This is a genomic window from Gymnodinialimonas ceratoperidinii, assembly GCF_019297855.1.
Taxonomy (GTDB): domain Bacteria; phylum Pseudomonadota; class Alphaproteobacteria; order Rhodobacterales; family Rhodobacteraceae; genus Gymnodinialimonas; species Gymnodinialimonas ceratoperidinii.
Map to the genome: position 1 here is coordinate 1613134 of NZ_CP079194.1, position 25916 is coordinate 1639049.

Consider the following 25916-nt stretch of genomic DNA (forward strand, 5'->3'; position numbering starts at 1 on the left):
ACGAGTGATCGGGGGCCGACCCCCGGTGGTGCCAGGAAATGAAAAAGGGCAGGGCAGATGGATAGAATTGTCGTTAAGGGTTCCGGCCCGCTCAGTGGCCAGATCCCGATTGCGGGCGCCAAGAACACCTGCCTCAAGCTGATGTGCGCCTCGCTGCTCAGCGACGAGCCCCTGACGCTGACGAATGTGCCGCGCCTCTCGGACGTGGCGACGCTGTCGGAGCTTCTGGAAAGCCTCGGCGTGCAGATCGGACGGTTGGACGACGGTCAGACGCTGGCGTTTTCGGCCAATTCTCTGTCCTCGCATCTGGCCCATTACGACATCGTTCGCAAATTGCGCGCCTCCTTCAACGTCCTCGGCCCGCTTCTCGGCCGGACCGGAGAGGCGATTGTCTCGCTGCCCGGCGGTTGCGCGATCGGCGCGCGGGCGGTGGATTTCCACCTTGAAGGGCTCAAGAAAATGGGCGCGACGGTGTCGCTGGAGGATGGCTACGTCCACGCCTCCGGTGATCTGAAAGGTGCCGAGATCGAGTTTCCGTTCCCCTCCGTCGGGGCGACCGAGAACGTCATGTGCGCCGCCGTGCGCGCCAAGGGCACCACGGTGATCAAGAACGCCGCGCGCGAACCTGACACCAAGGCGCTGGCCGATTGTCTGATCGCCATGGGCGCGGATATCGAAGGGGCAGGGACCGACACCATCGTGGTGCGCGGCGTTGATCGTCTGCACGGCGCGACGCATCGTGTCATCGCCGACCGGATCGAGATGGGCACTTATATGTGCGCGCCGGGCATCGCTGGCGGTGAGGTCGAATGCATCGGCGGCACCCGAGACCTTGTCGCGTCGCTTTGCGACAAGATGGAAGAGGCGGGGCTGGAAATCACCGAGACCGACGCCGGTCTGAAGGTGCGCCACCCCGGGGGGCGCTTGAAGGCGGTCAACGTGACCACGGCGCCTTTCCCCGGTTTCCCGACCGATCTGCAGGCCCAGTTCATGGCGATGATGTGCTTTGCCGAAGGCACCTCGGTGCTGGAGGAGACGATCTTCGAGAATCGCTTCATGCATGCGCCGGAGCTGTTGCGCATGGGGGCGAACATCGAGGTTCATGGCAACACGGCCCATGTCACCGGCGTCGACCGTCTGCGCGGGGCGCAGGTGATGGCGACGGACCTGCGGGCCTCGGTGTCGTTGATTCTCGCCGGGCTGCGCGCCGACGGAGAAACTGTGGTTAACCGCGTTTACCATCTGGACCGTGGTTACGAACATCTCGCCCGCAAGCTGCAAGGCGTGGGCGCCAAGGTGGAGCGGTTGAGCGATGGCTGATCTGGACGCCCGTTTCGAAGATGCCGGCGACGGACCCGTCGCCTTGCGCGCGCTGGAGGCCGACGACGTTCCGGTCATCTCGGCCCTCGTGCAGGACGCGATCTTCCCGGCGGCGGAAATGCGGTGGGACCGGTCGCGGCGTCGCTTTGCCCTTTTGGTCAACCGCTTCCGGTGGGAGCGTCGGGACGGCGCGCCCGAGCGGGTGCAGGCGGTTCTGGCCGTGGAAGACGTCTTGAAGGTCTCGAGCCAGGGCATCGACCGCAAGGACCCCGACCTCGTCTTCTCGATCCTCGCGCTGATCTGGACCCCGTCCGAGGACGGCATGGGGCGGCTGGAACTGGTGCTGGCAGGCGACGGCGCCATCGCGCTGGAGGTCGAGGCTTTGGAGATCACCCTCAAGGATGTGACGCAGCCCTACGGCGCGATTTCCGGCAAGGCGCCCGACCACAAGGTGTGACCGGTGCAGGCCACCGCCGCGCGCTTCAATTGACGGCCGTTCCCATGGGCGCTTGAGGCTGGCGCCCGCGCGGTCTATTTGCCCTGCAACGCGAGGAGGGCCCATGCCGCAGTTTCTCAATACAAACGACGCGGATTTCGACCGCCGCTTTGCCGCACTTCTGGAGATGAAGCGCGAGGATGCGCCCGATGTGGATACCGTCGTGGCCGAGATCATCGCCGACGTGCGCAAGCGCGGGGACGCGGCGGTGCTGGAGCTGACGGAGAAGTTCGACCGTCTGACCCTCACGCCCGAGACCATGGCGTTCAGTGTCGAGGAAACGGACGCTGAGATCGCGAAAGTCCCGGCGGCCGAGCGCGCTGCGCTGGAGCTGGCAGCGGATCGTATCCGCGCCTACCACGTGCGCCAACGGCCCGAGGACGCGCGCTGGACCGACCCGGACGGTGCCGTCTTGGGCTGGCGCTGGGGTCCGGTCTCGGCCGCAGGCCTTTACGTGCCGGGGGGGCTGGCCTCTTATCCGTCATCGGTTCTGATGAACGCGATCCCCGCCGCCGTGGCAGGGGTGGAGCGGCTGGTGATCTGCGCGCCGACGCCCGACGGTGTGGTTAATCCGCTTGTCCTACTGGCGGCTCGGCTTTCGGGCGTCGATACCGTCTACCGGATCGGTGGCGCGCAGGCGATTGCGGCGATGGCCTACGGGACCGACACGATCGCGCCGGTTGACAAGATCACCGGCCCCGGCAACGCCTTCGTGGCCGCCGCCAAGCGCCGGGTCTTCGGCAAGGTGGGCATCGACATGATCGCCGGCCCCTCGGAAATCCTCGTCATCGCGGACGCCGATAACGACCCGGAGTGGATCGCAACGGACCTGCTCAGTCAGGCAGAGCATGACGAGAGCGCGCAGTCGATCCTGATCACCACCGATGCCGCCTTCGGTCAGGCCGTGGCCGAGGCGGTGGAGCGGCAGCTTCAGACCCTGCCGCGCGCCGAGATCGCCGGGCCGAGCTGGCGCGACTTCGGGGCCATCATCATCTGCGATGACCTCAGCCGCGCGGCGGCCTTGTCGGATCGGATCGCGCCAGAACACCTCGAGCTGTGCGTGAGCGACCCCGAAGCGCTGTTCGCGCAGATCACCCATGCGGGGGCGGTGTTCCTTGGCCAATGGACTCCTGAAGCCATCGGCGATTACATCGGCGGGCCGAACCATGTGCTGCCCACGGCCCGCTCTGCGCGGTTCTCAAGCGGGCTCAACGTGCTCGATTTCATGAAGCGCACGACATTGGCGCGAATGACGCCCGATGCGCTCAAGGCGATCGGTCCGGCGGCAGAGGTCCTCGCGGCCTCGGAAGGTTTGGGTGCCCATGGCGCCTCGGTCGCGGCGCGGTTGGCGCGGCTCAACTCGGACGAGGGATGACGACGATGACAATGCGGATCTGCCATATCGAGATCGATACCGACGGCCTTCCCGCCCCCACGCCCGAGATCGAGCAGGAACGCAAGGTCGCGATCTTCGATCTGCTTGAGGAAAACACCTTCGCCCTGCCGCATGCCGAGGCCCCCGATGGCCCGTACCGCGTGACACTTGCGATCCGCGAGAAACGTCTGGTCTTCGATATCGACACGGAAGACAGCTCTGACGCGGCCGAGTTCCACCTTTCGCTGGCGCCGTTTCGGCAGACGGTGAAGGACTACTGGCAGATCTGCGAGGCCTACTTCGACGCCGTCAAGAAGCTGCCCCCGAGCCAGATTGAGGCCATCGACATGGCCCGGCGCGGCATCCACAACGAGGGCGCGCGGCTGTTGCAGGAACGACTGGAGGGCAAGGCCGGCATTGATATCGACACCGCCCGGCGCCTCTTCACCCTGATCTGCGTCCTGCACTTCGGAGCCTGAGCCCTTGGCGAAAGACTTCCCTCAATCTGTCCTCTTCTGCTGTGACCACAACTCGACCCGGTCACCGATGGCGGAGGGTCTGATGAAGCGGTTTTATGGCCACCGCGCCTACGTGCAATCGGCGGGGGTGAAGCACGAGTTGGAGATCGACGGCTTCGCCGTCACCGTCTGCGCCGAGCTCGGGGTGGAGTTGGAGCGTCACCGTGTGCGCTCCTTCGACGAGATGGAGCAATGGGGCGACGATCTGACCGGCTTTGACCTGATCGTGGCCCTCTCGCCCGCCAGCCAGCGCCGCGCGCTGGAGATGACACGGACGTTTCACATCGACGTCGAATACTGGCCGATCATCGACCCCACCGGGTTGGGAGAGACGCGAGAGGCCAAGCTCACAAGCTACCGTCAGGCTCGCGACCAGATCGTTGAACGCATGACGGCAAGGTTCGGCGAGCCGACAGAGGAATAACGCCGTAGGGTGGTTGTCGTGCTGGCGCTGCATTCTCACGTTGCTTTACGCGCGAGATAGGTATACCGGTCTACCTACATGGAGGCGCCTATGACACAATCCGACCAGACCGCTCGGCAACCCGCGCGTGACCGGCTGCTGCAGGCAGCGCAGGAGTTGTTCTACAACCACGGTATCAATGGGACCGGTATCGACACGATCACGGCGACGGCAGGCGTGGCGAAGAAGAGCCTCTACAACAACTTCGCCAGCAAGTCCGACCTCGTGCACCACTACCTCCAAGCCCGCCACGAAGAATGGTTGGCGCTCTATTCCGCGCGGGTCGCGTCGGCGGCCACGCCCCATGCGCGGGTGCTCGCAGTTTTCGACGCCTACCGAGACCACGCGGAGTTTGCCTATTCCCACGGGTTCCGCGGCTGCGGATTGCTTAACGCGGCAGCGGAGTTGGAGGTCGGCGATCCCGGCCGTGCGGCGGTCCGGCGTCACAAGGAAGAGGTGGAGGCCATTCTCGCGGAGCATCTGGCGAAGATGCTGCCCGACGACGCGCCACGCGCTGAGCGGGTGGCGGCCCATGTTGCCTATCTTCTGGAAGGCGCAATGGCGCGCGCCGGGCTGGAGGGGACCAGTGCAAGGCTTCTCACCGCGCGCACCATGGTTGACGACATGCTGAAGGCTCTCTGACATGCGGCAAACTCAAGGGTGGGGCGTTCTGGCCATTGTATTCGCCGCCGTGGTCTGGGGCACCACCGGGACGGCTGCGACCTTCGCGCCGGGCGTCAGTGCCGCCGCGATCGGCGCCGCTGCGATGGGCGTGGGCGGGATCCTGCAAGCGCTCATGGCAGGAGGCGGCATCATCCGCGCGCGGGCGGCCCTGTGGGAGCAGCGCGGTTTGCTGGTCATTGGTGCGCTTGCCGTGGCGATCTATCCTTTGGCCTTCTACGGCTCGATGCGTCTGGCGGGCGTGACAATCGGCACCGTCATCACCATCGGCTCGGCGCCTCTGCTTTCGGTGGTCATCGAATACGTCATGGATGGCGCAAGGCTCACCCTGCGCTGGTCGGCCGGTGCCTTGGTGGGGCTGATCGGCATGGGGCTGATCTGCGTGGCAGAAACGGCCTCCCACGGCGGCGTGATCGGGGGAGAGCAGGTGCCCTTAGGTGTCGCGCTCGGGCTGTTGGGGGGCTTTACCTACGCGCTCTATTCCTGGAGCGCGCGCCGCATGATGCTGGCCGGTACGCGGCCCACGGTGGCGATGGGGGCGACTTTCGGCCTCGGCGGGATGCTCCTGATGCCTGTCCTCTTCGTCACCGGCGGGCCGTTCCTTGCCTCTTGGGAGAACGCGGCGGTGGGCCTCTACATGGCGCTCGTGCCGATGTTTCTGGGGTATATCGCGTTTGGCTACGGCCTCGCGCGGGTGCAGGCGAGCATGGCGACCGTCATCACCTTGCTGGAGCCGGTCGTCGCGGCGGTGCTGGCCGTGCTGATCGTCGGAGAGCGGTTGCCACCGCTCGGTTGGATCGGCGTGGCGCTGGTGGTGGGTTGCCTCGTGATCATCACCGCGCCGGGATCGCTCCGGGGCTGGTTTAGGCTCCGGGCGGGGCGGGGGCTCACGTGAGCCATTGCCCCTCTTTCCTCCGCCAGATCCGCGCCCTATCGTGCGGCCATGAACACGATTGATCTCATCACCCGCTATTACGCGGCCTTCAATGCGGCCGACACCGACGCCATGATCGCCTGCCTTGCCCCGGATGTGGCGCACCACGTCAATGAGGGCGAAGTGCGTGTCGGTACCGAGGCGTTTGCCGCCTTTTGCACCCACATGAGCCGCTGCTACCGCGAGCAGTTGACCGACATCGTGGTGATGGCGACCCCGGATGGCTCCCGCGCGGCGGCGGAGTTCACCGTCAACGGCACGTATCTGGAGACGGACGAGGGGCTGCCCGAAGCCAACGGCCAGACGTATCGGTTGCCTGCGGGCGGGTTCTTCAGCGTGAAGGACGGCCAGATCACCCGCATCGTCACCTACTACAATCTCGCCGACTGGATGGCGCAAGTGCGCGCATGAGCCTGCGGGTCGAGGCCCTGACAGATGCCGCGCTTGCGGCGGCGCTGCCCGACCTTGCGCAATTGCGCATCGCGGTGTTCGAGGCGTTTCCCTATCTTTATCAGGGGGATGCGGCCTACGAGTCCCAGTACCTCCGATCCTACGGCGATACTCCCGGCGCCATTCTGGTTGCCGCGAAAGACGGCGCGCGGATCGTCGGGGCCGCGACAGGCATGCCGCTTGCAGCCCACGGCGATGCCTCGCAGATCGACGGGCCGATGCCGCGTCCGGAGGATGTCTTCTACTGCGCCGAAAGCGTGTTGCTGCCGCAGTACCGGGGCCAGGGCCTGGGACATCGGTTCTTCGACCTGAGGGAAGCCCACGCCCGGACGGCAGGCTTCCGGAGGTCAGCCTTCTGCGCCGTGATCCGACCCGAAGATCACCCGGCGCGGCCCGCCGATTACCGCCCCCTCGACCCGTTCTGGCGCGCCCGTGGATACGAGCCTCTGCCCGGCGTTACCGCGCAGTTTCACTGGGTGGACGTTGGCGCTACACAAGAGACGCCGAAGACCCTGCAATTCTGGATGAAGCCGCTATGAAAATCGCCACCGCCGCGTACCCCCTCGACCCTTTGACTGATTTCACCGCCTATGCCGAGAAGCAGATCAACTGGGTGCGGGAGGCCGCGCGGGAGGGGGCCGATCTGCTGGTGTTCCCGGAGTATGGTCGCATGGAACTGGCTGCGCTGTCAGGCATGGAGGCGGCCGGCGATCTGGAGGGCAGCCTCCACGCCGCCCATGCCTATACGGAAGAGGTCGACGCCCTGATGGCGAGCCTTGCGGAAGGCTACGGCCTCCACATCCTCGCGGCCTCCGGACCGGTCTTTGAAGAAGGGGCAGAGCGCCCCGTCAACCGCGCGGCGCTATTTGGCCCCGACGGATTTCTCGGTGAGCAGGACAAGCAGGTGATGACCCGTTTCGAGCGCGAGAAATGGGACGTCGTGCCGGGGGAACCGCTGGAAGCCATCGATACCGCGCTCGGCAAGATCGGCATCCTGATTTGTTACGACGCGGAATTTCCGCTGTTGGGGCGCGAGTTGATCGAGCAGGGGGCTGAAATCCTCCTCTGTCCGTCCTGCACCGATAGCCTCGCGGGCTATTCCCGCGTGCGGATCGGTGCCATGGCCCGCGCGTTGGAGGGGCAATGCGTCACCGTCCAATCGCCCACCGTGGGCTCTGCGCAATGGTCTCCGGCGACCGATGAAAACGTCGGTATCGCAAGCGTTTACGGCCCGCCTGATCTGGGCTTCCCGGCCACCGGGATCATCGCTGAAGGCAAGCTCGACACCCCCGGCTGGACCTATGCCGAGATCGACCCCGCTGCCATCGCACGGGTCCGCGCAGAGGGTGCCGTGTTCAATCACGCCCATTGGCTCGAGAGCCACGATCGCGCCGCCATAAGCCGGAAAGCGCGCGAATTGCCTTGAAACCTTTGGGCAATAGGCGCATTTACCCAAAATCAGCCCCATCCACGGGGCCTATATTATGGAGTGACCATGGCTAAGGAAGAGATGCTCGAATTTCCTGGTGTCGTTAAGGAACTCCTGCCCAACGCGACATTTCGGGTCGAGCTCGAGAATGGCCATGAGATCATCGCGCATACGGCAGGAAAGATGCGGAAGAACCGCATCCGGGTTCTGGCAGGCGACAAGGTTCAGGTAGAAATGACCCCCTATGATCTGACCAAGGGCCGGATCAACTATCGCTTCAAGTAACCGCCCGTGACGGAACGCACCATCACGACGCCCGAGATGTCCGAGGCGGTCGAGGCCTATGCCGCGACCCTTGGCGACGGTGTGGCGGAATATGTCGAGGTCGCGCCCACCGACGGCGCGATCGAGGACCAACCCTTCTACAACGTGATCCTCGCGGGCGAGACGCCTGTCTTCGGCTGGCTCGTGTGGGAGCTGACCGGCTACTGGCTGGAAGCACAGCGCCACGCGGTGATCGAGCGTGACGGCAAGCTGATCGATATCACGCCGCCACTGGACGGGGAGGAGCGTATCCTCTTCGTGCGCGACAGCGGCTGGTCGTTCGACTACCTCGATCCCAAGCCCCTGCGTAAAGCCAAGCGGCATCTTCTGACCGATGATGCCGACGTGGTGAAATGGGCCAAGCTCGCCGACGACGTGGACGCCTTCAAATGGCGCCACACGAAGTTCAGGGGCGAGAAGTCCGAACTGGTGATCCCCGAGGGCAAGGACATGCGCCGGATGGAGCGCCTGCAGCGCGACTACAACGCGGCGGCCCGCGTGGCGCTTGCCAAGTAGATCGGGGGCGGCATGAAGCTCATCCTCGGCTCCGGCAGCCCGCGCCGCGTGGAAATCCTCGCGACCCTCGGCCTCGTGCCGGATGATATTCGCCCGCCCGACATCGACGAAGACCCTCTGAAGGACGAGCTTCCGCGTGCCTATGTCGACCGGATCATTCGGGGCAAGGCGGCGGCTGTGGCGTCTGACCCCGGCGATGTCGTGCTTTGCGCCGATACCACCGTGGCGGTCGGGCGGCGTATCCTCGGGAAACCGGCGGACGAGGCGGAGGCGCGCGCCTTCCTCGACCTCCTTGGCGGGCGGCGTCACCGGGTGCTCACCGGCATCGCGGTGAAGTCCGATCGCGGGCTTTCAACCCGGATTGTGGAGAGCCGGGTGAAGATGAAACGCCTGAGCAAGATTGAGGTCGACGGCTATATCGCGACCGGCGACTGGCAGGGCAAGGCGGGTGGCTACGCCATCCACGGGCCGGCGGGTGCCTTCTTTCCATGGATTTCAGGCAGTCATTCGGCCATCGTCGGCCTGCCGATGGTGGAAACCGCGCAACTGTTGCAAGCGGCCGGGATCGAAGTTTGGAAAACATGATGGATTGCGCGAGGGAGCAGCAATGAAGGGCACCGTGGTTCTGCTCGATGAGGTGGCCGGCCGCCGTGCTGCCGCTCTCATGGTGGATGGCAAGCTGCACGATATCTTCATTGATCCGCCGGAAGGGACAACGCCGGGCGTCGGCGCGATCTCCCGTGCGCGGGCGGACCGGCCGTTGAAAGGGCAGGGAGGGATTACCCTGCATCTGGGCGACGGCGACAAGGGCTACATGCGACGCGCCAAGGATATTGCGCCGGGCGACGTGTTCCTCGTGCAGGTCTCGGGCGTGGCAGAGCCCGGCAAGGCCGCCCCGGTAACGCCCGATCTGATCTTCAAGTCGCGCTATGCCATCGTGACGCCCCACAAACCGGGCCTCAACGTCAGCCGCGCGATCCGAGACGAGGATGAACGCGACCGGCTGCTGGAGGTCGCCCACGAAAGCGCTGCCGCCTCTGACGGCTACGGCCTGATCGTTCGGTCATCGGCGGAAGGCGTCTCTGCCGACGCGCTGCTCGATGACATCTCTACGATGTGTGAAACCGCGACGGCGGTGATTGCCGAGCCTGAGGGCGAGCCCGAATGGCTGCTCGACGCCGACGACGCTCACACCCGCGCCTGGCGCGAGTGGGACGCCCCTGACGAGCTGATCGAGGGCGGTTTCGAGGATCACGGCGTGCTTGAGGCCGTCGATGCCGCGCTTGCAGCGCGCCAACCGCTTACGGGCGGAGCCTACGCCTTCGTCGAGCCGACCCGTGCGCTGGTCGCAATCGACGTGAACACCGGCACGGATCATTCGCTGGCAGCGGGGCTGAAGGCCAACCTCGCGCTGGTCCGCGACCTGCCGCGCCTGACCCGCATCAAAGGGCTTGGCGGGCAGATCACGCTGGATCTCGCGCCGATGCCGAAGCGAGACCGCAAGCAGGTCGAGGATGCCGTGAAGAAAGCCTTCCGTCAGGGTGGTGGCGACGTGGTCGTGGCGGGCTGGACACCGCTTGGCATGCTGGAGCTGACCCGCAAACGCGACCGGGCACCGCTCTCGCAGGTCTGGCCGAAAGGCTGAACCCGGTCCGCTTAGCGCAACCGTCGGAGCAGTGCGGCAGAGGGCTCTCCCGTCACCGGCAAGCCGTTGGCCGCCTGATAGGCCTCAATCGCCGCCTCCGTGCCTGAACCCACGACGCCGTCCGGCGTGCCCGCGTCATAACCCGCGCGGTTCAGCAACTCCTGCAACTCGCGCCGCTGCGCTTGGGTCAGCCCGCTCGCGTCGGCGCCGAAGCTCTGCCGGAGCGGCCCGCCGCCCGCGATCCGATCCGCGAGATAGCCCACGCCGATCCCGTAGTTGATCGAATTGTTGTAGCGCAGGATCACGCCGAAGTTGTGAAACAGGATCCAGGCAGGTGCCCCGGCGCCCCCCGGCGCGTGGATCGCAGCCGAGCCATGGTCGGGCAGGGCGCCGCCGCCTGCGCGCCGCACGCCGAGGTCGCGCCACGCGGCCACGGACCGACGGGTATCGCGGCCGGTCGAGGCACTGAAACCCGAGGGCAGCTGCACCTCCATCCCCCAAGGCTCTCCCGTGCGCCACCCGAACCGATTGAAGTAACTGGCCGTCGAGGCCAGCGCGTCCGTGGGGTCACTGCTCCAGATATCGCGGCGTCCGTCGCCGCGGAAATCGACGGCATATTCTTCGTAAGTCGTTGGAATGAATTGCGTATGTCCCATCGCACCGGCCCATGACCCGAGCATCCGCTCGGGCGTCGTGTCACCGTTCTGAACGATCCTGAGCGCGGCGATGGCCTGCGCTTCAAAGAAGTTCCCGCGCCGTCCTTCCCACGCAAGCGTCGTCACCGCCGAGATCACCGGAATATCGCCCAACCGCGTGCCATAACGGCTCTCGACGCCCCAGACCGCGCAACAGACTTCCGCCGGGACGCCGTAGCGCCCTTCGATCTCGGCCAGCATGCTGCGCTGCGACGCGAAGCGCGACCGACCGCTGCGCACGTCATCCTCCCCTGCGACGAGGGCGAGGTAATCCTCGGTCGAGCGGCGAAACTCCGTCTGGTTGCGGTCCCGCTCGATCACGCCGGGCAGATACCCCGCGCCACGCAGACCCCGGCTCACCGCATCCTCGGAGATCCCCGCGGCCCGCGCGCGACTGCGGAAGCCAGTCAGCCAGGCATCGTAGGAGGCATTGGGCTGCGGGCGGAAATCCGGGTCATTCGACGGCCCGCTGGCCCCCGAGGCGCCAATCGCCCCGATGCCGCCCCCACCAAGCGAGACGCCCCCGATGCCGCCAACGCAGCCCGACAGGCCCAAACTCGCCGCACCCGCTCCGAAACTCCGCCGTGTGATCTGCATTTCGCTCGCCCTCATGAGTTGTTTCAGACCTAGCGGCGGTGCGTGTCACATTGCAAGGAAACACCCTGCGCCAACGACTTGCGGGCGGCAGACCGCTCGCGCAAAATGGCACCGAGACCTTATCGGAGGCCCGTCCATGCCCTGTCCCATCTGCGAGAAAGAAACCGTCGCAGCCTACCGCCCCTTCTGCTCACGCAGATGCGCCGACGTGGACCTCGGCCGCTGGCTGAACGGCTCCTACGCCGTCCCTTCGTCCGACCCCGAGGATGTGGAGCAGGCAGCATCAGAAGCCGCAAAAGCCGCTCCGAAAATACACTGACCACAAAGGCTTGCAAAAACCCGCGAACCCCTATGGACAGCGCCCCGCGAACACCCTAGAACGCGCCCACCCGAGGGGCTTACCTGAAGCCCCTGAACCCGTGCCCGGGTAGCTCAGGGGTAGAGCAGTGGATTGAAAATCCTCGTGTCGGTGGTTCGATTCCGCCCCCGGGCACCATTACCCCTCCTCATAAATGAACATATAGCCTCTATAGGTCTCTGTGTTCTATGGAAAATCTGGCCCTACCCAAATGGAGCAGAACATGGTGACACATGCTTTCACACATATTAGGGTGGTCTAAACGGTGGACTGGGTGGATGCCTTAGAAGGTGGGCTATGACTATTTCGAACGCATTGACCCAACTGAAGGCGAAGAATCTTGGTCCTGGGAAACACTTCGATGGCCAAGGCCTCATTTTGGTGAAGAGCCGCAAGGATTCTGGGAAGTGGATTGTGCGGCTGGTAGTAGATGGCAAGCGCCGTGAGATGGGCTTGGGACGATGGCCTGATGTGTCTATCGCTGAGGCCCGTGAGAGGGCTCGTGAAGCCCGTAGCAAGCTCAGGGACGGTGTGGACCCCGTAAGTGAACGGCAGAAGGCCAGGCGGGCAATTAGCCGCCTTACAGTCGCTGAAGCGATCCAAGGCTGCTTTGAAGCTAGGCAAGCTGAGCTCAAGAATGATGGGCAGGCCGGGAGGTGGATGTCTCCTCTATCTGTGCATGTGCTGCCAAAGATCGGGATGATGGCGATTGAAGACGTCGACCAGCATGAGTTGAAACGGGTGCTGGAGCCGATCTGGCACACGAAGGCTGATACAGCCCGCAAAGCCATGAACCGCATGAGCCTGACGTTGAAGCACGCAGCGGCGTTGGGGCTGGACGTAGATCTGCAGGCCGTGATGAAGGCACAGGCGTTGCTGGGGAAGCGTAGGCATGCGACGACACACATTCCGTCGCTGCCGTATCAGGACGCTCCGGCGTTCCATCAGTGGCTTTGCACCAAGCCGTTCGTTTCCGCCACGGCGCTCCGCTTTCTCGTGCTGACCGTAGCACGGACCAGCGAGGTGCGGTTCGCAACCTTTGATGAGATCGATGGCGATATTTGGACGATACCGGCCAGCCGGAGGAAGACTTCTGGAGAGCACCGCGTTCCATTGCCTGAAGAGGCCCTAAAGATCGTTCGAGATGCACGGGAAGGCCTAGGACAGCAGCTTTTGTTCCCAACGGCACGTGGGAATCCCATGTCCGACGCTGCTATGAGCCGGTTCATGCAGCGTGAAGGTTATGAGGCGCGTCCGCATGGGTTCAGGTCAACGTTTCGGTCGTGGGCAGAAGAGTGCACAGATGCCAGTTTTGAGGTGAAGGAGACTGCGTTGGGGCATCAGGTAGGGAGTCATGTGGAACGGGCGTACCAGAGGAGCGATCTGCTACTGCGTCGGAGTGAGTTGATGCTGCAGTGGGCAACCTTCCTCACGAGTTGATTTCAGATCAAGCGGCGGGTCACTTCACTGGCTGTGAAAGGTTCAAGCAACGATTTTATGAGGCTGGAGCGTACTGTGACTACCTTCTCGTAAAGCTCATCAAATGTGATATCATGCAGCGGCCTAGGTTTTTGTCAGCCCTAGGGCATCGCGATGCTCTTCAATCGAGGAGATATCGTGATGCGGATGCTTTCAAAACGCCAGCTGAAGGAGTTGGTTCTGTACTCGCCACAACACATCGCACGCTTGGAGAAGGCAGGCCTATTCCCTTTGCGGGTACAGCTAGGCCCGAACCGGGTGGGCTGGGTTGAGGAGGAAGTGTACGACTGGCTCCAGAAGCGCCTGGACTGTCGAGAAGTTCCCAACCGGCACTCCTGATCTCAGGAGCAGGGTGGTCGGGCGTGCACAGCTCGGCCACCCAACTACGCTTGCGGCCCCAAGCTGTCGTCGGACCAGCCATCTGGATGCTGCGGCTGCAGCCCGCTATGAGGTCATTCGCTGCGTATGCAAAATCTAGAGGCGAGCAAATTCATGCATCACCCCCCAAGCGTGCTAATCGCTACTGAAGATTCGCCTTAACTTCACTGTACAAAGCCAACAGCTCTCCCATGCCCATGTCCAAGATTGGCTCGTACATAAAAGCGTTGATGTGAATGTTTGCAGGAGTGATCAAGTTGACCCGGCGGAGCAGCCCAATTTCCTGGGTCTGGTTGTTGAATTGCTCTTTGAAGGTCTGGAACAAGTCTCCAGTCTGCTTCTGGGCCACATCATACTCCGGCTCGTTGCTGCGGATTTTAGCAATCATGTAGCGCTCAGCCCAAAGCCTGATCGCTATCGAGAGAACAATCTTTTGCTCTAGATTCACGCCGTCGCTGACATTCTCGCAAGCGTCGGCGGTAGCGAAGACATGGTCGAGAATTCGTTGATCTGGCTCGACTTCAGGGAAACCGCAGTTTGGCAGATTTCGTTCAAACACGGCCTTGTAGTCGCCAACAGTAAGGGCGTCCGTTTCGTCCTTGAAATGCAGCATCCGGGTGAGTTGCAGGTAGTCTTCGTTGTCGTTTCCTTCGGCATCTTTGCCACCCAAGGTGTACTCGATTACGTTCCGCAAAAAAGGGACATAGGCGATCAAGACAGATGGCTCGGTTAACCGATTTTGCCATTTATGAAACGGGCTTTGAATGTCCGATTGCTTGAAAGGCTCTAGCTTGATCCCGGCTTCTGAACGGAACGCCAACCTGCACTGATGGGCCGGGCAGATTTTTCTGCTTGAGATCGTTCGCAAGAAATCGAAATTGTGCGTCAGGATGATCGCTAGGAAGTTATTGCCCTCTACCTTGGTTACGTCTTCCAGGAAGTCGATGATAGCGAACTTGTTTTTGTAGTCGAACGAGTCCGAAATATCATCGAATATGAAAAGGGTCTTCCTGCGTTCTTTCCACCGGACGAAGACCTCGTACATGATGTCCAAGATGTACAGCGCTCGGCTCTCTCCGGTGCTCAAAGCGCGAAGCAACTCCTGCTTTTCGGAGGGAGCATATCTTCGTTCGTCGCCAGCATCTCGAACAATAAAGCCGACAGAAGGAGCAATGCCCTTCAGGATTGCGTCGGCCTTGTTTTCAACGAAGAGTTCAAATGGAAGGTATAAGAAGCGTCGATTGAAATCCGCAACGACTTCGTCCCAATCGCCTCTGCTGCCTTCTGCCTCTGAGATAATTTCGGCCAGTGCTTGCTGCCCGGTCCGGTACTCCGAAACCAGCGCTTTGTATTCGTCGTTTGCTGCCAAAAGGTATTGTATCCACAACTTCCGTTTTAGACTTTCCGGATCATCAAGCATTGGCAAGAGATGCTTGTTTTCGGTGATGTAATCCCGAAATGCCTGTAACTCCTTATTCTTAAGCTTGGCATTAAAGGCATCAAATCTCTTCGCCACCTCTTCATCGCTGAGTATTCGAAGTTTTTCTTCTTCGATGCGCTCCTTGAGGGATTGATCCGATGAGACCTCCTCCAACGCATCAGACTTTTCATCAGCGAGACTGATTTTGTGTCCGGCGCTGAAGAAGTTATTCGCCTCAAGCTGTTGCTGGACCTGTTTTACATTGTGGTACTGAAAGTTCCTGCGAAGAATAGGGGATTGATCGGTGATCTCGTCATACGTCTGCGCAAAATCCTCAACAGATGCCGCGACATCTTCCGCCGCTAGAAACTGCTGTACCTTCGGATCAAACAGGGTTTTGAAGTTTGCGTCGGAAAGGTCGGACAGTTCCGTTTCGCTTAGCTCATCCTCGATGCCAACTAGCGCGTCGTAGTAGCTCGAGCCAAACAGGCTTTCAATAATCAGTTCCATGCTCTCCCGCGACTTTTCACCAAACCCAGCCTGCCGTTTCAGAGCTTTGTCCAAGGTCTTTTTGGCTTCACCGATAGAACGATGAATTTCCTCGTACCTCTTTCTAAGCTCGGCGTTCGCAAGAAGTGTGGAGATCTGATCGGAAGAGAAATTGTCATCGTAAGACCTTACAACGAAGATTTCTTCCTTCTTTATCGCCTCGTCATTTAGTGTGACATCAATGATGGGCGCTCGATCAGGAAAGTGAAGGTCCTTTGGTGTCTTCCCGGACGAAAGGTCCATCATCGTCTTTGCGAACGACGTTTTCATAACGCCATTTGGTGCATAAATGGCGTAGCCTTTGTGTTTGAACTCTAGCTCGACCTCTAGTTTTCCTATTCCGTAACAATGCCTTAGATTCAGTTTGAGCTTGTCAGCCACCTTATTCTCCACCAGATAGGTCTGCCTCTGCGATGAATATCGCATTTGAACCTGCCGTTCTATCCGTTGAGCTCGAATGGCGGCACAATTGCCGCTTTCCGCTAATGCTCAGCGAGCCAGCCTGCATGTTCGAGTTCTCAGGCCACCGGAAAGGCACCCTTCTTACGAGCGCGCTCAACCAGATCCGCATAGCGCTGCCCGATACCGACTTCGGAAAAGTGCCTGCACCAGGCGGCCAAGAAGTCTTTTTCGCGCTCAACCTCTTTCTGTTTCGAGAGGATCACAGCAATCCTGTAAGAATAGTAGGGCGCGGGCGTCATGCCAGACCGTTCCCATCCATCCAGCCCCTCGTTAACGATCTCAACCTGCTTCGCGAGATCGTTGTCGTATTGTTTGATGCCTCCGGGGTCCTCTAGTACTGAAGACGATCGGTCGGCCTCCAGTTCGGCCATCTTGCGCTGAATCGTAGCCTCGTCGTCCTCGATGAAATCGATCCTGTTCATTTTCTGTCTCGTAACCGCTTGCTTCACTGTGAGGGCAGGCATTGCATTCATCCGCTCTATCAAGGCATCGAGCTTTTGGAGGGCATTTTCATCCACTTTGGTGAAGGGCTTCGGCGGCGCAGTTTCTAGTCCCACCTCTCGCCGCTGCTTGGCCGGTGGCCAAAGACCTGCGCAGTTTAGTATGACGTCGACCTCTCCGATACGAGACTTCTTCAATTCCACGGCAATTGGCATCCCGTCTGGAAAGCCGGCGACCTTAGCTGCCACATTGGCGGGCACATAGCCCAAGAAAACCCGTGATGTTGGCGCTTGGTGCGACCCAAGGATCCCGACCACCTGCATAGCGTTTTTGTCATGCTCGTTGTCAGGCTCGGGATTGAGCAATGCACCGAAAGGTTCCCCTCGCGCGTCGGCGCGGGCTGCCAGCCGGAGAAACTCTCTTGCTTCCTCTGTCCGATGGAAGAGACCTTTGACTTCGAACCACCCGCTCCCGATCTTCCACTGCACCCAGTCTCCAACAGGTGCATTGTCGCCAAACCTATGGACTTCCCAGCCGTGAACGGCTGGAGACCGCAATCCGCGCTGTTGCGAGCTTGAAAGACCCTTGGGTTTTGTCACCTTAATTGACGACAGGCTCTCATTGTGTTGCTTACGTGTTTGGTCCGACTTGCTTTGCTTCCGTGAGCAGACTGCGAGAATGAAAAAAGCGAGACCGCCAATAATCCACCAGAACGAAATACTCACAATCTTCCTCCGTTTGCGAAGTTTCTTACCGCTAAGCGATCACATCTACGGACATACAGGCCATTATCCGTCCACCACTTCAATCCGTTCCAATTCAAGCCGAGAATTTTCCTGGTTCAGCCGCCATCTTCTAACGACATAGAACACAAGCGCCTTACGAGTTTCGATCGTAATGTGCGTCTTGTCTTTAAAGCCGTACTCCAGCCGGACGGCTCGCGCTTGTGCATCAGATAGATTTGAACGCGGACGTATCCACAGGCGCACCAAGCTGTTCCAGTCCGTGTCAAAAGGCAGGGGAGCAGGCCGCTCCCGCATTTTCATCTCAGTTTGTTTCGTTATTCGTATTGGGAGATAATCGCGGTATGCCTCGTGATTATAGCTCCAGGCGCGGAGATAAATTGCCTCTCCGTCAAAATGAAACTGAACTGGACTGATCCACTGCGGGTCGAATAGGCCGCTTGTCATCGACGTGTAAGTAATCTGGATGTCGCGTTCGCCCATCTTGGCGCGGTAGAGCTGCGCGACAACGGTGGAATCCATCACGCGAGTGGGAAGCGGGATGCTCGCGCCTAGCGATGTCGCCTTGCCATCAAGTAATTCGAAAACTTGTTCCGGGCCAGCCTCAGTCAATGCGCTGTGGTCGCCGGTCGAGAAATAGGCCTTTTCTGCGGCATCGTAGACTGGCGGCGTATTCGTCAGAGAAAGATAGGTTCGAAAGTCAACGGCAGCCTGTGCCATCGAGATATTGAAGCGTTCGATCAAGTCGCGGCGGTTCGCCTGACCTCTCCAAGTCAGACATTGGTCGAGGAAAAAAATTCGCTCACGTTGCGCGTGCTTGAGGGCTTTCAGGCTCATACGCCGAGTAATACTTGACTCCGCTCGCATAGTCCATACATTTACTATACGTATAGAAAATGGATTGATCTGATGCGAATACTTCATACGGCAGATCTGCACTTGGGGCGGCAGTTCATGGGGTTGAACCTCGAGGAGGATCATGAGGTTATCCTGGGTCAGATCCTTGAAGCGCTTGTGGTCGAACGGGCCGATGTTCTTGTCATTGCGGGGGACGTTTTTGACCGTGCCTCGCCGCCCAATTCGTCGATCCGGCAGTTCAATCGTTTTCTCAAGCGCGTGGCGGAGGAGACCGATGCCGCTGTGGTGATGATCTCTGGAAATCACGATTCTGGCGACCGGATCGAGGCAATGTCTGTCTTTTCCACCGCGTCTCGTGTGCTGGTGCGCGGGATTGCCGACGCGGTAGAGGCGCCGCTGGTGCTGCGTGACGCGCAAGGCGAGATCGCCTTTTCCGCACTGCCCTTTTCCTATGAATACGCCGCACGCGAGGTGTTCGGGGATGAAAGCATTAACGCGCCAGCGGAAGTCGTGGCCGCTCAAATCGCTGCGGCGAGGAGGCAGGTGCCTGATGGGGCGCGTTGGGTCGTCGTGGCCCATGCTTTCGTCGCGGGGGGTGCGGTTGGCGAGACCGAGCGAGCCCTGACGCGAGTCGGGGGTATCGAAACTGTTCCCTCCGATGTCTTCGACGGGGCGGACTATGTTGCACTAGGACATTTGCACAAGCCGCAGGAAGTGGGCGCGAGCCATATTCGTTACTCCGGCGCACCGCTCGCTTTCGGGTTCGACGAGGCAGGAAACGAAAAATCCATGACTGTCGTCGATCTGCTGGCTGAAGGGGCCGAGATCCGCACCGTACCGTTCCGACCGATCCGGCAAGTGCGCTCGCTTACCGGGGAATTCTCGGAACTTCTGGAGGGAACGCCGTCTGACGATTTCATCCAGGCCATCCTGACGGATGAAAACCCTCTGATCGATCCGATGAAGCGGTTACGCGCGACCTATCCCAATGCTTGCCATCTGGCCTATGCCCGGCAGGAGCGCGCTGCGGAGACCAAGGCGCTCGGCAGCGGGCGGGCAGCGGTCACGCCGATCGAGATGATTGGCGACTTCGTGAAGGTTGTGCGCGGCCGGGAACCAAACGCCACCGAAGTCGCGATCGTCGCGGAAAAGCTCCACGCAGTAGCCTCCGGGGAGGAGCAGACATGAAACCCATTCGCCTATCGCTTCAAGCCTTCGGGCCATTTGCGACAACCGAGGTAGTCGATTTCCGGTCCGCGCTCGAGACGGGTCTGTTTGGAATCTATGGTCAGACCGGCGCGGGAAAGTCGACGCTGTTTTCGGCGATGTCCTTCGCGCTATTCGGGGCGCCGACCAAGACTGATCAGGAACCACGTTCACTACGCTCGGATCACGCCGCGTCGGATCTACCTACCGAAGTCGAATTTGTCTTTGAGCTGGGCGCCAAGACCTACCTGATCCGTCGTCGTCCGGCGCAGGAACGTCCGAAGGCACGCGGTGAAGGGACCACTGAGGACGCGGCGGAAGCCTCGTTATTCGACGTCACGGGGATTCCGGTGGAAACTCTTGGTCCGGGTCAGTCTGGCCGTGTCATTGCGGAAAAGAAGGTATCGCTAGTGGGGCAGCAGGTCGAGGCGCTGCTTGGCTACGGGGCAGATCAGTTTCGACAGATCGTGCTCTTACCGCAAGGCAAGTTCGAGACGTTCCTAGCCGCAAAAACGGATGCGCGGGTCGAGATATTACGTGATCTCTTCGACGTGAAGATCTATCGCGATCTCGCCGCACGGCTGAAGGAAGAAGCTTCAGGGGCGGAACGAGCGTTGCGCGACCAGCGCGCGCTCTACGTGGCTAGACTCGAAGAACGCGGCTTCGAGAGCGCCGAAGCACTGGAACTAGGGATTGCCGCAGCCGAGGCCAAAGTCGAAGAAAAGCAGGGCATTCAGCAGGGCGCGGAGATGGCTAACGAAGCCGCTCGCAAAGCTCTGACCGAAGGCGAGCAGATCGAAAAGGCTTTTTCTGCCGTCGATACGGCACAGCAGGCACTCGACGATCTCGAAGCGAAAACGGGTGAGGTCGATGCTCTGGCCAGTCGAGTTGAGACAGTCAAGAATGCGGTGCAGGCCCGTGATCTTGAATTGGCTTGGCACGATGCGGAGCAAGAGAGCCGGATAGCGGTGAATGCCGTGACAAAGGCTGAAGGGGAGCTCAGCACCGCTACTGGGGCGAAGGAGGAAGCGGCGCAAAAACTGGTCGAGGTGCAGTCGGGCGAGGAGCGACGGCAGCAGGTTCAGGCCGACCTGACAAAGCTGGAGGCGATCGAGAACCAGGTCAGGCAGGCAGCGGAGCTACAGAAAGCGTTTGATGAGGCTGCCAAGGACGAAGCCTCCGCGAAGAAGGCGCTGACCGAGGCCGAAGCGGCACGCGAAAGGCTCCAATCTCAGCGCGACGCGACCGATCTGGCGCTTGAACAGGCGCGAAAGGCCGAGGCGGAGCGACGCAAGCTAACTGGTCAACTGGACGAGGTCAACCGGGAACGGGTCATGGCAGAGGCGCATGCAAAGGCGCAAGGAGCTGTCGCGGATGCGGAACGAAAGGTCGAAGCGGCATCGAGCGAGCTGGCGACTAAGACTGTTGCGGCACAGGCTGCCGAGGCGACCCTGACAGATGCAGAAGAACGGCTTTCGCGCACGCAGGCGATCATTCTGGCCGAAAAGTTGACCGAAGGAGCTCCCTGCCCTGTCTGTGGTTCCCACGATCATCCTGGGCCGGCTCATGGCGCGCCCGAACAATCTGGTTTGACCGAAGCGTTTCGCGACGCGCAGGCTGAGGCGAGAGCTGCAGCCGAGGCCCGCGTTCGGGCGGAAACTGAACTCGGCAATTGCCGAGCGTGGCTGGATGAAAAGAAGCGGGCGCTGGACGAACAGGAACAGACTGAGCGTACGATGGCGGAACTCGACGCTGAAATCACTCGGTTGGAAGGAACTATCGCCACGCTTGGAGAAGCCGTCGATCTTGACGCGATGTCGGAGCATTTGGCCGATCTCAAACGGAAAGTGACCAAGGCCGAAGCTGCCGAGGCTACGGCGCGCACTGCGGCAGGACAGGCTGAGACCGCTCTTGCTGGCGCGCGCGCCAAGCGCGATACAGTGGTCGAGGCCCTGCCGGAAGGTCTGCGCACGCCCGAGGCGGTTTTCGCACGGCGGCAGGCTTTGCAAAGCGAGCACAGGCAACTCTCCGAGGCGCTGGAACTGGCGACGCAGATGGACCGAGCGGCCAGCGAAGCCCTTACCCGTGCGCAAGAGCAACTTGAAGCAGCGAAGCGGGCGCGCGACGTGCAGGAGCAGCGCGTGGAAAAGGCGCTAGGGGATTTTGGCGCTCGGCTGGCCGATGTCGGGCTGGACAGAGCAGGATATGAGGCTTGCAAAGCGCATTTCCCGACCCTCGAAAGCGACCGAAAGACGGTGTCCGATCATCGTGAGAGCCTGATCGCAGCGCGCACGACATGGCAGAACGCTACGGCTGCTTGCGTGGATCGCGAGCGCCCGGACCTCGCCCCGCTTCAGCTGGCACTCGACAACGCTACCCAGGAATTGAACGCCGCCAACGATGGGCTCTCTTCGTCCAGGACAGATGTATCGTCCCTGACCAACTTCAAGAAGTCTCTGGCCGAAGCCTTGGCCGAAACTGAGCGGCTTGAATATGAAACCGGTCCGCTTCGGGGACTGGCCGATTTGGCCAATGGCAAGAACGATTTCAAGATGACGCTCGAGACCTTCGCGATTGGCGCCATGTTCGACCAGGTGCTCGAGGCGGCGAATATGAGGCTCGACCCTATGACACGCGGGCGCTACCGGCTTGCACGCGGGCTCGAGGCATCGGGAGGGCGTGGCAAGCGCGGGCTCGAAATCGAGGTCTTTGACATCAACACCGGAAAGACGCGTCCAACGGCCACCCTGTCTGGTGGTGAAACATTCATCGCGGCACTGGCCCTGGCGCTTGGGCTCGCCGATGTGGTCGAGAGCCTGTCTGGCAAAATCCGGATGGATACAATCTTCATCGACGAAGGCTTCGGTAGCCTCGACACCGAGAATGGGGCGGGCACGCTGGACCAAGTGATCCAGGTTCTTGCTGCGTTGACGGAGGGCAGTCGGGCTGTGGGTCTGATCTCGCATGTCGGGCTGGTGCAGGAGGCCATACCACAAGGCTTCTACGTACGTTCGAACCCAAGCGGCAGTCGGGTCGAGGAAAGAAGAGGTCTGGGATGACGGAGCGGTGGTATTATCGGAAAGCCCACACCCGCCGACTATCAGCGGGGCGAACTGTCTTTGTCCGCGGTGGCTGGGCTCTTCTGGGCGATCGTGGAAGTGGAAAGGGCGCATCCTTCAGGCGAACTTGTCCTATATGCGGTGCACTGATCGTAAGCGTTGGCATGCCTAAAGGAGGCTGGGTTCATTTCGAGGGCGGTGAAGGCCTGACGCGCATTAAGCACCCCTGCCTGCATCTCGGTGAAGGCTTGAGTAGGCGACGCGACGAGGACACTCCAGATCTTTTCGGTTTGCCGTGAATAGCTCGTGAGGCTTTTAGAATATTGGCCTGCTTCCCGAAGGAGCCTGCTTCTGCGACTCAGTTGTGCTTACAATGCTAATGAGCTTTGGCTCTGCATTTCAGAATTCGGTCTCTTGTTCCCATGCTCCGCGCGGCTCCTCAGTTGAATGACAGCTTTTGCTATTGGTTTGAAGTTATTTGCACACGCAGCGAATGTCTGCTTGCCGCCCTTAGTGTCGAGGACGTCATGTGGCGATCTAGCCCGACTGAAGTGGCTTTTAGTGCCCTCGCCGTTCGGCAATTTCCTGTGGTTGCTTGATCAGGTCGAGCAGCGTATCCAGAGTTCGATCTCTGTGTCGTTGCTGTTCACCCAAGGGGACAGGCATAGTGCTTTCCGCGTTCCGGAGCCATTTTTGCGGCTCTAGTTCAACGGATTTTCCCATGACCCGTCGGTTCGAGAATACATTTTCGACTAACACACGCTTTTCTGGCGGTTTCGCGATTTCGTAAAGCCCTGCAAGGGTTTTCATGAGTTCGAGGAACTGTTGCTGATTGCGGCGACGTTCATCCAATTGAGGGGTTTTAGCGATGCCTTCGCGCAATCGTTCTCTCTCAAGTGTCAGGCTCTTTTTCCGTTCGTTGAAGGTATCTTTGTCGACGGAGCCATCAATGAGTAGATCCGTGAGCCGATTGAGGCGCGCTTCGGTTTCAGCCAGCCGGAGCTCCAGCGACCGCAAGTGATCGCGATGTGCGTTTTTTTCCGCTTCTGACAACCAGAGGTCCTCGAGCCGCTGCGCTTCCGCTTGATCTATCTGCAGGTCACAAAGCGCCTGAAGGACTTGTCCTTCGATGACATCTTCCCGGAGTGTTTTGGTTGGACAGAGCGGGCGCTGGCAGCGGTAATAGACTTGCCCTTTTTGCTTCTCAGGGGACATCGGGCCGGAGCAATGGCCGCAGCGAAACAGCCCCATGAAAAGGTGATTGTGACGGGTTAACTTCGGCCCAGACTTCCCCGACTTGATGTCCTGGACATCCTTGAATAGCCGCGCCGAGATGATCGGCGTATGATTGCCGGGGTAGGTTACGCCGGTGCGCTTGATTTCGATCAGGCCGGTATAGAAGGGGTTGTTCAGGATGGTTTCAACGCCATGCAGGCTCAACTTGTGTCCTGCGAGATTGGTCAATCCGATACGCTGAGATTCTGTCTGCAACGTTCGCAATGAGTGCTGGCCCGAGGCGTAGAGCTCGAATAACTTGCGGATAAGTGGCGCCTTGATCGGATCGGGCGTCTTAGGCTTTCCGCGCCCGTTGTCGAGATACCCGATCGGGGCCCGAAACGGGTACAACCCTTGCCTGAGACGTCCCTGCAGGCCCTTGATGCATTCCTCGCGGAGGTTGCGAATGTAATCAGCGGCGATCACCGCCTGAATGTCCGCCGTCAGCCTCCCGCCGCGGGATCGGAAGTCCAACGTCTCGGTAGCGAAATGCACGTCGATCCCTGTATCCGAAAGCTCGTGGATGGTTGCCCAATCCCGCAGGTTGCGGGCCGAGCGGTCGATCTTGTGCATGATCAGCCCGGTGGCCCGCCCACGTCGCAGTTCCTTCAGCATCGCGTTGAAGATCGGCCTCCCGGATTTCGCGGCGGTTTCCTTTTCCTCAAACCACTGGCTGACGGTGAGATTGCTGCGCGCGGCAAAAGCCTGGATTGCATCCTTTTGAGCTTCGAGTGAGACGCCTTCGCCTTGCTTCTGCGTGGACACTCGGATGTATCCAAAACACGGTTTCATAAGTCGGTTGGGGTATCTTTGGACTCTACCAGATCCTCAGGATTTTGCGAATCCGGCCACGGCCAAATGCCTTCCGCCAAAAGGCGGTCGAAGATGCGCTGGCACAGCTCCAGATGGCGCTGGATGTGGTCGTCCTCTTTCATGGCCTCAGTCTACAAAGTCACCTCGACCAGGCACGTTCGGTGCATGGGGTCAGTCAGCGCCCGGAGCCAGAGTATCCAGCGTGAAGGGTGCCCGTGGCGTGCCGTTGACCAAGAGCCGCGCAAAGGCGCGGTAGTTCGGCTGGTAGATCAGGTCCCGGGCTGGAATGTCGGTCAGCTGGCGGCTGAGGAGGGGCGTGTCGAGAGGACCCACCCGGAACGCCAACATGCTGCCGACATTTCCCATGATGGCGGCAAAGACCGCGTCTTCGCTCTGCCCCAGATATTGCTGCGCCAAGGTGACGGCGATGCCGTATTTTCGGATCTCCGACAGGAGGTCTGCGAAGGCCTCGGTGGTAAAGCTGTGGAACTCGTCGACATAGAGCATGAAGGGGCGACGGGCGGCTTCGGCGAGCACTTGCCGGGACAGCCCCGCATGCATGGCGCTGGCGAGGATCAACCCGCCAAGAACCTTTGCAGTGTCGATGCCCAAACGACCTTTCCCAAGGTTTATGACAAGGGTTTCGCCGTTGTCCATCACTTGCCGGAGCCGCAGCGGTTGGTCCGGCTCACAGACTGCTCGGCGCACAAGCGGATGCGCCAGGAAGGCCCCGAGCTTGTTGGCAATCGGTGCGACGCCGTCCACGGCATTGGTGTAGTTCATCGCCCGGAACTCGTCGCGCCAGAAGCTGAGTACTTGGGGATCAGAGACGCAGGACAGAACCTGCGCCCGAAAATCTTTCTCAAGATAGAGCCGCATGATGTCGCGAAGGTCCGGGGCAGGACTCTCGAGCAGCGCGAGCACCGCATAGCGTAATAGGTGCTCCATGCGGGCGCCCCAGGCATCAGCCCATTGCTTCTTGAGCGCATCAATCAGGCCGCCGGTGATCAACGGCCGGACGGCCGGTCCGGCAGGTGTGAGGGGGTTGTAGCCGAGGCGACAGGCCGGATCAGCGGGATCCCAATAATGATGCGGCCGCTCCAGCGAGTGGTGCAGCGCGAGCGCGAGGTCCCCATGGGGATCGATGAGCATCATGCCCCGGCCAGCTGCGACGTCTTGCTCGATCAAGATGCGAAGCAGGGTCGACTTGCCGGTGCCCGTCTGTCCTATGGCAAACAGATGCTGGAGCCGGTCGGACATAGACTGGGCGACCGGGACAGTCCTATAACGGCCAGAGGCCACGCCCAAGGTGGTAAACTGAGATGAGACAGACCGCATCGGCCCATCATGCGGAGCCCGGGTTGGTCTGACAGGGCAACAGCATGGGACCGGATTGCACGCCGGTCACCCGTGCCCGGATAGGCTGACGCCG

At 60.9% G+C, this 25916-nt stretch carries 26 protein-coding genes and 1 tRNA gene; 20 read left to right on the top strand and 7 right to left on the bottom strand.

The features are described from left to right. The first annotated feature begins 57 nt into the window (after positions 1–57). The 14 genes from murA (at position 58) to KYE46_RS07965 (ending at position 10151) form a co-directional block, all read left to right on the top strand. On the top strand, positions 58–1320 hold the full coding sequence (gene murA, locus KYE46_RS07900) for a UDP-N-acetylglucosamine 1-carboxyvinyltransferase (protein WP_219004755.1): 1263 nt from the start codon (positions 58–60) through the stop codon (positions 1318–1320). Continuing rightward, positions 1313–1777, top strand: coding sequence for a DUF2948 family protein (locus tag KYE46_RS07905; RefSeq protein ID WP_219004756.1), 465 nt, complete (start codon positions 1313–1315; stop codon positions 1775–1777). The genes murA and KYE46_RS07905 overlap by 8 nt, the downstream gene beginning before the upstream one ends. Positions 1778–1880: 103 nt before the next feature. Further along, positions 1881–3191 (top strand): histidinol dehydrogenase, encoded by a 1311-nt coding sequence (gene hisD / locus KYE46_RS07910; RefSeq protein WP_219004758.1) that lies wholly within the window; start codon positions 1881–1883, stop codon positions 3189–3191. Between the two features lie 5 nt (positions 3192–3196). Continuing rightward, the gene (locus KYE46_RS07915; RefSeq protein ID WP_219005064.1) at positions 3197–3670 is read left to right on the top strand and encodes a UPF0262 family protein; all 474 of its coding nucleotides are present in this window, start codon (positions 3197–3199) and stop codon (positions 3668–3670) included. A gap of 4 nt (positions 3671–3674) precedes the next feature. After that, a complete protein-coding gene (locus tag KYE46_RS07920) occupies positions 3675–4133 on the top strand; it encodes an arsenate-mycothiol transferase ArsC (RefSeq protein ID WP_219004760.1) in 459 nt (152 codons plus the stop codon). Positions 4134–4223: 90 nt separating this feature from the next. Continuing rightward, the gene (locus KYE46_RS07925) at positions 4224–4814 is read left to right on the top strand and encodes a TetR/AcrR family transcriptional regulator (protein ID WP_219004762.1); all 591 of its coding nucleotides are present in this window, start codon (positions 4224–4226) and stop codon (positions 4812–4814) included. A gap of 1 nt (position 4815) precedes the next feature. Then, a complete protein-coding gene (locus tag KYE46_RS07930; protein WP_219004764.1) occupies positions 4816–5748 on the top strand; it encodes a DMT family transporter in 933 nt (310 codons plus the stop codon). 48 nt (positions 5749–5796) lie between these two features. After that, positions 5797–6198: a ketosteroid isomerase-related protein gene (locus KYE46_RS07935; protein ID WP_219004766.1), complete on the top strand. Its 402-nt coding sequence runs from the start codon at positions 5797–5799 to the stop codon at positions 6196–6198. Then, on the top strand, positions 6195–6776 hold the full coding sequence (locus tag KYE46_RS07940) for a GNAT family N-acetyltransferase (RefSeq protein ID WP_219004768.1): 582 nt from the start codon (positions 6195–6197) through the stop codon (positions 6774–6776). The genes KYE46_RS07935 and KYE46_RS07940 overlap by 4 nt, the downstream gene beginning before the upstream one ends. Next, positions 6773–7663, top strand: a complete 891-nt coding sequence (locus KYE46_RS07945) for a carbon-nitrogen hydrolase family protein (protein ID WP_219004770.1) — start codon at positions 6773–6775, stop codon at positions 7661–7663. The genes KYE46_RS07940 and KYE46_RS07945 overlap by 4 nt, the downstream gene beginning before the upstream one ends. A gap of 69 nt (positions 7664–7732) precedes the next feature. Next, complete coding sequence (infA, locus tag KYE46_RS07950) at positions 7733–7951, top strand: translation initiation factor IF-1 (RefSeq protein ID WP_011455993.1); 219 nt, start codon at positions 7733–7735, stop codon at positions 7949–7951. A 6-nt stretch (positions 7952–7957) separates the two neighbouring features. Then, entirely contained in the window at positions 7958–8506 is a 549-nt protein-coding gene (locus KYE46_RS07955; protein WP_219004772.1) for a hypothetical protein, read from the top strand. A 12-nt stretch (positions 8507–8518) separates the two neighbouring features. Further along, complete coding sequence (locus KYE46_RS07960) at positions 8519–9091, top strand: Maf family protein (protein WP_219004774.1); 573 nt, start codon at positions 8519–8521, stop codon at positions 9089–9091. 22 nt (positions 9092–9113) lie between these two features. Further along, positions 9114–10151 (top strand): ribonuclease E/G, encoded by a 1038-nt coding sequence (locus KYE46_RS07965; protein ID WP_219004775.1) that lies wholly within the window; start codon positions 9114–9116, stop codon positions 10149–10151. Positions 10152–10162: 11 nt separating this feature from the next. On the opposite strand, the gene KYE46_RS07970 is transcribed toward KYE46_RS07965, so the two are convergent. Next, on the bottom strand, positions 10163–11443 hold the full coding sequence (locus KYE46_RS07970) for a lytic murein transglycosylase (protein ID WP_219005065.1): 1281 nt from the start codon (positions 11441–11443) through the stop codon (positions 10163–10165). A 136-nt stretch (positions 11444–11579) separates the two neighbouring features. Here KYE46_RS07970 and KYE46_RS07975 point away from each other — a divergent pair, with 136 nt between their 5' ends. The 4 genes from KYE46_RS07975 to KYE46_RS07990 all read left to right on the top strand — a co-directional run bounded on the left by KYE46_RS07975 (position 11580) and on the right by KYE46_RS07990 (position 13619). Then, positions 11580–11762: a DNA gyrase inhibitor YacG gene (locus KYE46_RS07975; RefSeq protein ID WP_219004777.1), complete on the top strand. Its 183-nt coding sequence runs from the start codon at positions 11580–11582 to the stop codon at positions 11760–11762. 102 nt (positions 11763–11864) lie between these two features. Beyond that, positions 11865–11939 (top strand) — tRNA-Phe (locus KYE46_RS07980). A gap of 159 nt (positions 11940–12098) precedes the next feature. Beyond that, the gene (locus KYE46_RS07985) at positions 12099–13241 is read left to right on the top strand and encodes a tyrosine-type recombinase/integrase (RefSeq protein ID WP_219004779.1); all 1143 of its coding nucleotides are present in this window, start codon (positions 12099–12101) and stop codon (positions 13239–13241) included. A gap of 186 nt (positions 13242–13427) precedes the next feature. After that, positions 13428–13619 carry a helix-turn-helix transcriptional regulator gene (locus tag KYE46_RS07990; RefSeq protein WP_247716967.1) on the top strand — a complete coding sequence of 64 codons (192 nt, stop codon included), beginning with the start codon at positions 13428–13430 and terminating at the stop codon, positions 13617–13619. A 181-nt stretch (positions 13620–13800) separates the two neighbouring features. On the opposite strand, the gene KYE46_RS07995 is transcribed toward KYE46_RS07990, so the two are convergent. The 3 genes from KYE46_RS07995 to KYE46_RS08005 form a co-directional block, all read right to left on the bottom strand. After that, the gene (locus tag KYE46_RS07995; RefSeq protein ID WP_219004783.1) at positions 13801–16008 is read right to left on the bottom strand and encodes a hypothetical protein; all 2208 of its coding nucleotides are present in this window, start codon (positions 16006–16008) and stop codon (positions 13801–13803) included. A gap of 137 nt (positions 16009–16145) precedes the next feature. Beyond that, positions 16146–17255: a hypothetical protein gene (locus KYE46_RS08000; RefSeq protein ID WP_219004785.1), complete on the bottom strand. Its 1110-nt coding sequence runs from the start codon at positions 17253–17255 to the stop codon at positions 16146–16148. Positions 17256–17318: 63 nt separating this feature from the next. Continuing rightward, the gene (locus tag KYE46_RS08005; RefSeq protein WP_219004787.1) at positions 17319–18110 is read right to left on the bottom strand and encodes a BrxR family transcriptional regulator; all 792 of its coding nucleotides are present in this window, start codon (positions 18108–18110) and stop codon (positions 17319–17321) included. Between the two features lie 72 nt (positions 18111–18182). Here KYE46_RS08005 and KYE46_RS08010 point away from each other — a divergent pair, with 72 nt between their 5' ends. After that, positions 18183–19319 (top strand): exonuclease SbcCD subunit D, encoded by a 1137-nt coding sequence (locus KYE46_RS08010; RefSeq protein ID WP_219004789.1) that lies wholly within the window; start codon positions 18183–18185, stop codon positions 19317–19319. Then, a complete protein-coding gene (locus tag KYE46_RS08015) occupies positions 19316–22396 on the top strand; it encodes an AAA family ATPase (protein WP_219004791.1) in 3081 nt (1026 codons plus the stop codon). The genes KYE46_RS08010 and KYE46_RS08015 overlap by 4 nt, the downstream gene beginning before the upstream one ends. A 558-nt stretch (positions 22397–22954) precedes the next feature. Here the strand turns inward: KYE46_RS08015 and KYE46_RS08020 are convergent. Genes KYE46_RS08020 through KYE46_RS08030 form a run of 3 tightly spaced genes read right to left on the bottom strand, consistent with a single transcriptional unit; the run spans position 22955 to position 25744 of the window. After that, complete coding sequence (locus KYE46_RS08020; protein WP_283095216.1) at positions 22955–24463, bottom strand: recombinase family protein; 1509 nt, start codon at positions 24461–24463, stop codon at positions 22955–22957. After that, positions 24460–24606, bottom strand: coding sequence for a hypothetical protein (locus tag KYE46_RS08025; RefSeq protein WP_219004795.1), 147 nt, complete (start codon positions 24604–24606; stop codon positions 24460–24462). Before KYE46_RS08025 ends, KYE46_RS08020 begins: the two co-directional genes overlap by 4 nt. Before the next feature lie 49 nt (positions 24607–24655). Then, entirely contained in the window at positions 24656–25744 is a 1089-nt protein-coding gene (locus KYE46_RS08030; protein WP_247716954.1) for a type IV secretory system conjugative DNA transfer family protein, read from the bottom strand. Between the last annotated feature and the right edge of the window lie 172 nt (positions 25745–25916).

Coding starts and splice junctions, on each gene's coding strand:
- KYE46_RS07990 (WP_247716967.1), top strand. CDS start 13,428: ATGCTTTCAAAACGCCAGCTGAAGGAGTTGGTTCTGTACTCGCCACAA.
- KYE46_RS07925 (WP_219004762.1), top strand. CDS start 4,224: ATGACACAATCCGACCAGACCGCTCGGCAACCCGCGCGTGACCGGCTG.
- KYE46_RS08025 (WP_219004795.1), bottom strand. CDS start 24,606: ATGAAAGAGGACGACCACATCCAGCGCCATCTGGAGCTGTGCCAGCGC.
- KYE46_RS08015 (WP_219004791.1), top strand. CDS start 19,316: ATGAAACCCATTCGCCTATCGCTTCAAGCCTTCGGGCCATTTGCGACA.
- KYE46_RS07975 (WP_219004777.1), top strand. CDS start 11,580: ATGCCCTGTCCCATCTGCGAGAAAGAAACCGTCGCAGCCTACCGCCCC.
- infA (WP_011455993.1), top strand. CDS start 7,733: ATGGCTAAGGAAGAGATGCTCGAATTTCCTGGTGTCGTTAAGGAACTC.
- KYE46_RS07930 (WP_219004764.1), top strand. CDS start 4,816: ATGCGGCAAACTCAAGGGTGGGGCGTTCTGGCCATTGTATTCGCCGCC.
- KYE46_RS07965 (WP_219004775.1), top strand. CDS start 9,114: ATGAAGGGCACCGTGGTTCTGCTCGATGAGGTGGCCGGCCGCCGTGCT.
- KYE46_RS08020 (WP_283095216.1), bottom strand. CDS start 24,463: ATGAAACCGTGTTTTGGATACATCCGAGTGTCCACGCAGAAGCAAGGC.
- KYE46_RS07915 (WP_219005064.1), top strand. CDS start 3,197: ATGACAATGCGGATCTGCCATATCGAGATCGATACCGACGGCCTTCCC.
- KYE46_RS07935 (WP_219004766.1), top strand. CDS start 5,797: ATGAACACGATTGATCTCATCACCCGCTATTACGCGGCCTTCAATGCG.
- hisD (WP_219004758.1), top strand. CDS start 1,881: ATGCCGCAGTTTCTCAATACAAACGACGCGGATTTCGACCGCCGCTTT.
- KYE46_RS07940 (WP_219004768.1), top strand. CDS start 6,195: ATGAGCCTGCGGGTCGAGGCCCTGACAGATGCCGCGCTTGCGGCGGCG.
- KYE46_RS07945 (WP_219004770.1), top strand. CDS start 6,773: ATGAAAATCGCCACCGCCGCGTACCCCCTCGACCCTTTGACTGATTTC.
- KYE46_RS08005 (WP_219004787.1), bottom strand. CDS start 18,110: ATGAGCCTGAAAGCCCTCAAGCACGCGCAACGTGAGCGAATTTTTTTC.
- KYE46_RS07905 (WP_219004756.1), top strand. CDS start 1,313: ATGGCTGATCTGGACGCCCGTTTCGAAGATGCCGGCGACGGACCCGTC.
- murA (WP_219004755.1), top strand. CDS start 58: ATGGATAGAATTGTCGTTAAGGGTTCCGGCCCGCTCAGTGGCCAGATC.
- KYE46_RS08010 (WP_219004789.1), top strand. CDS start 18,183: ATGCGAATACTTCATACGGCAGATCTGCACTTGGGGCGGCAGTTCATG.
- KYE46_RS07985 (WP_219004779.1), top strand. CDS start 12,099: ATGACTATTTCGAACGCATTGACCCAACTGAAGGCGAAGAATCTTGGT.
- KYE46_RS07970 (WP_219005065.1), bottom strand. CDS start 11,443: ATGCAGATCACACGGCGGAGTTTCGGAGCGGGTGCGGCGAGTTTGGGC.
- KYE46_RS07960 (WP_219004774.1), top strand. CDS start 8,519: ATGAAGCTCATCCTCGGCTCCGGCAGCCCGCGCCGCGTGGAAATCCTC.
- KYE46_RS08030 (WP_247716954.1), bottom strand. CDS start 25,744: ATGTCCGACCGGCTCCAGCATCTGTTTGCCATAGGACAGACGGGCACC.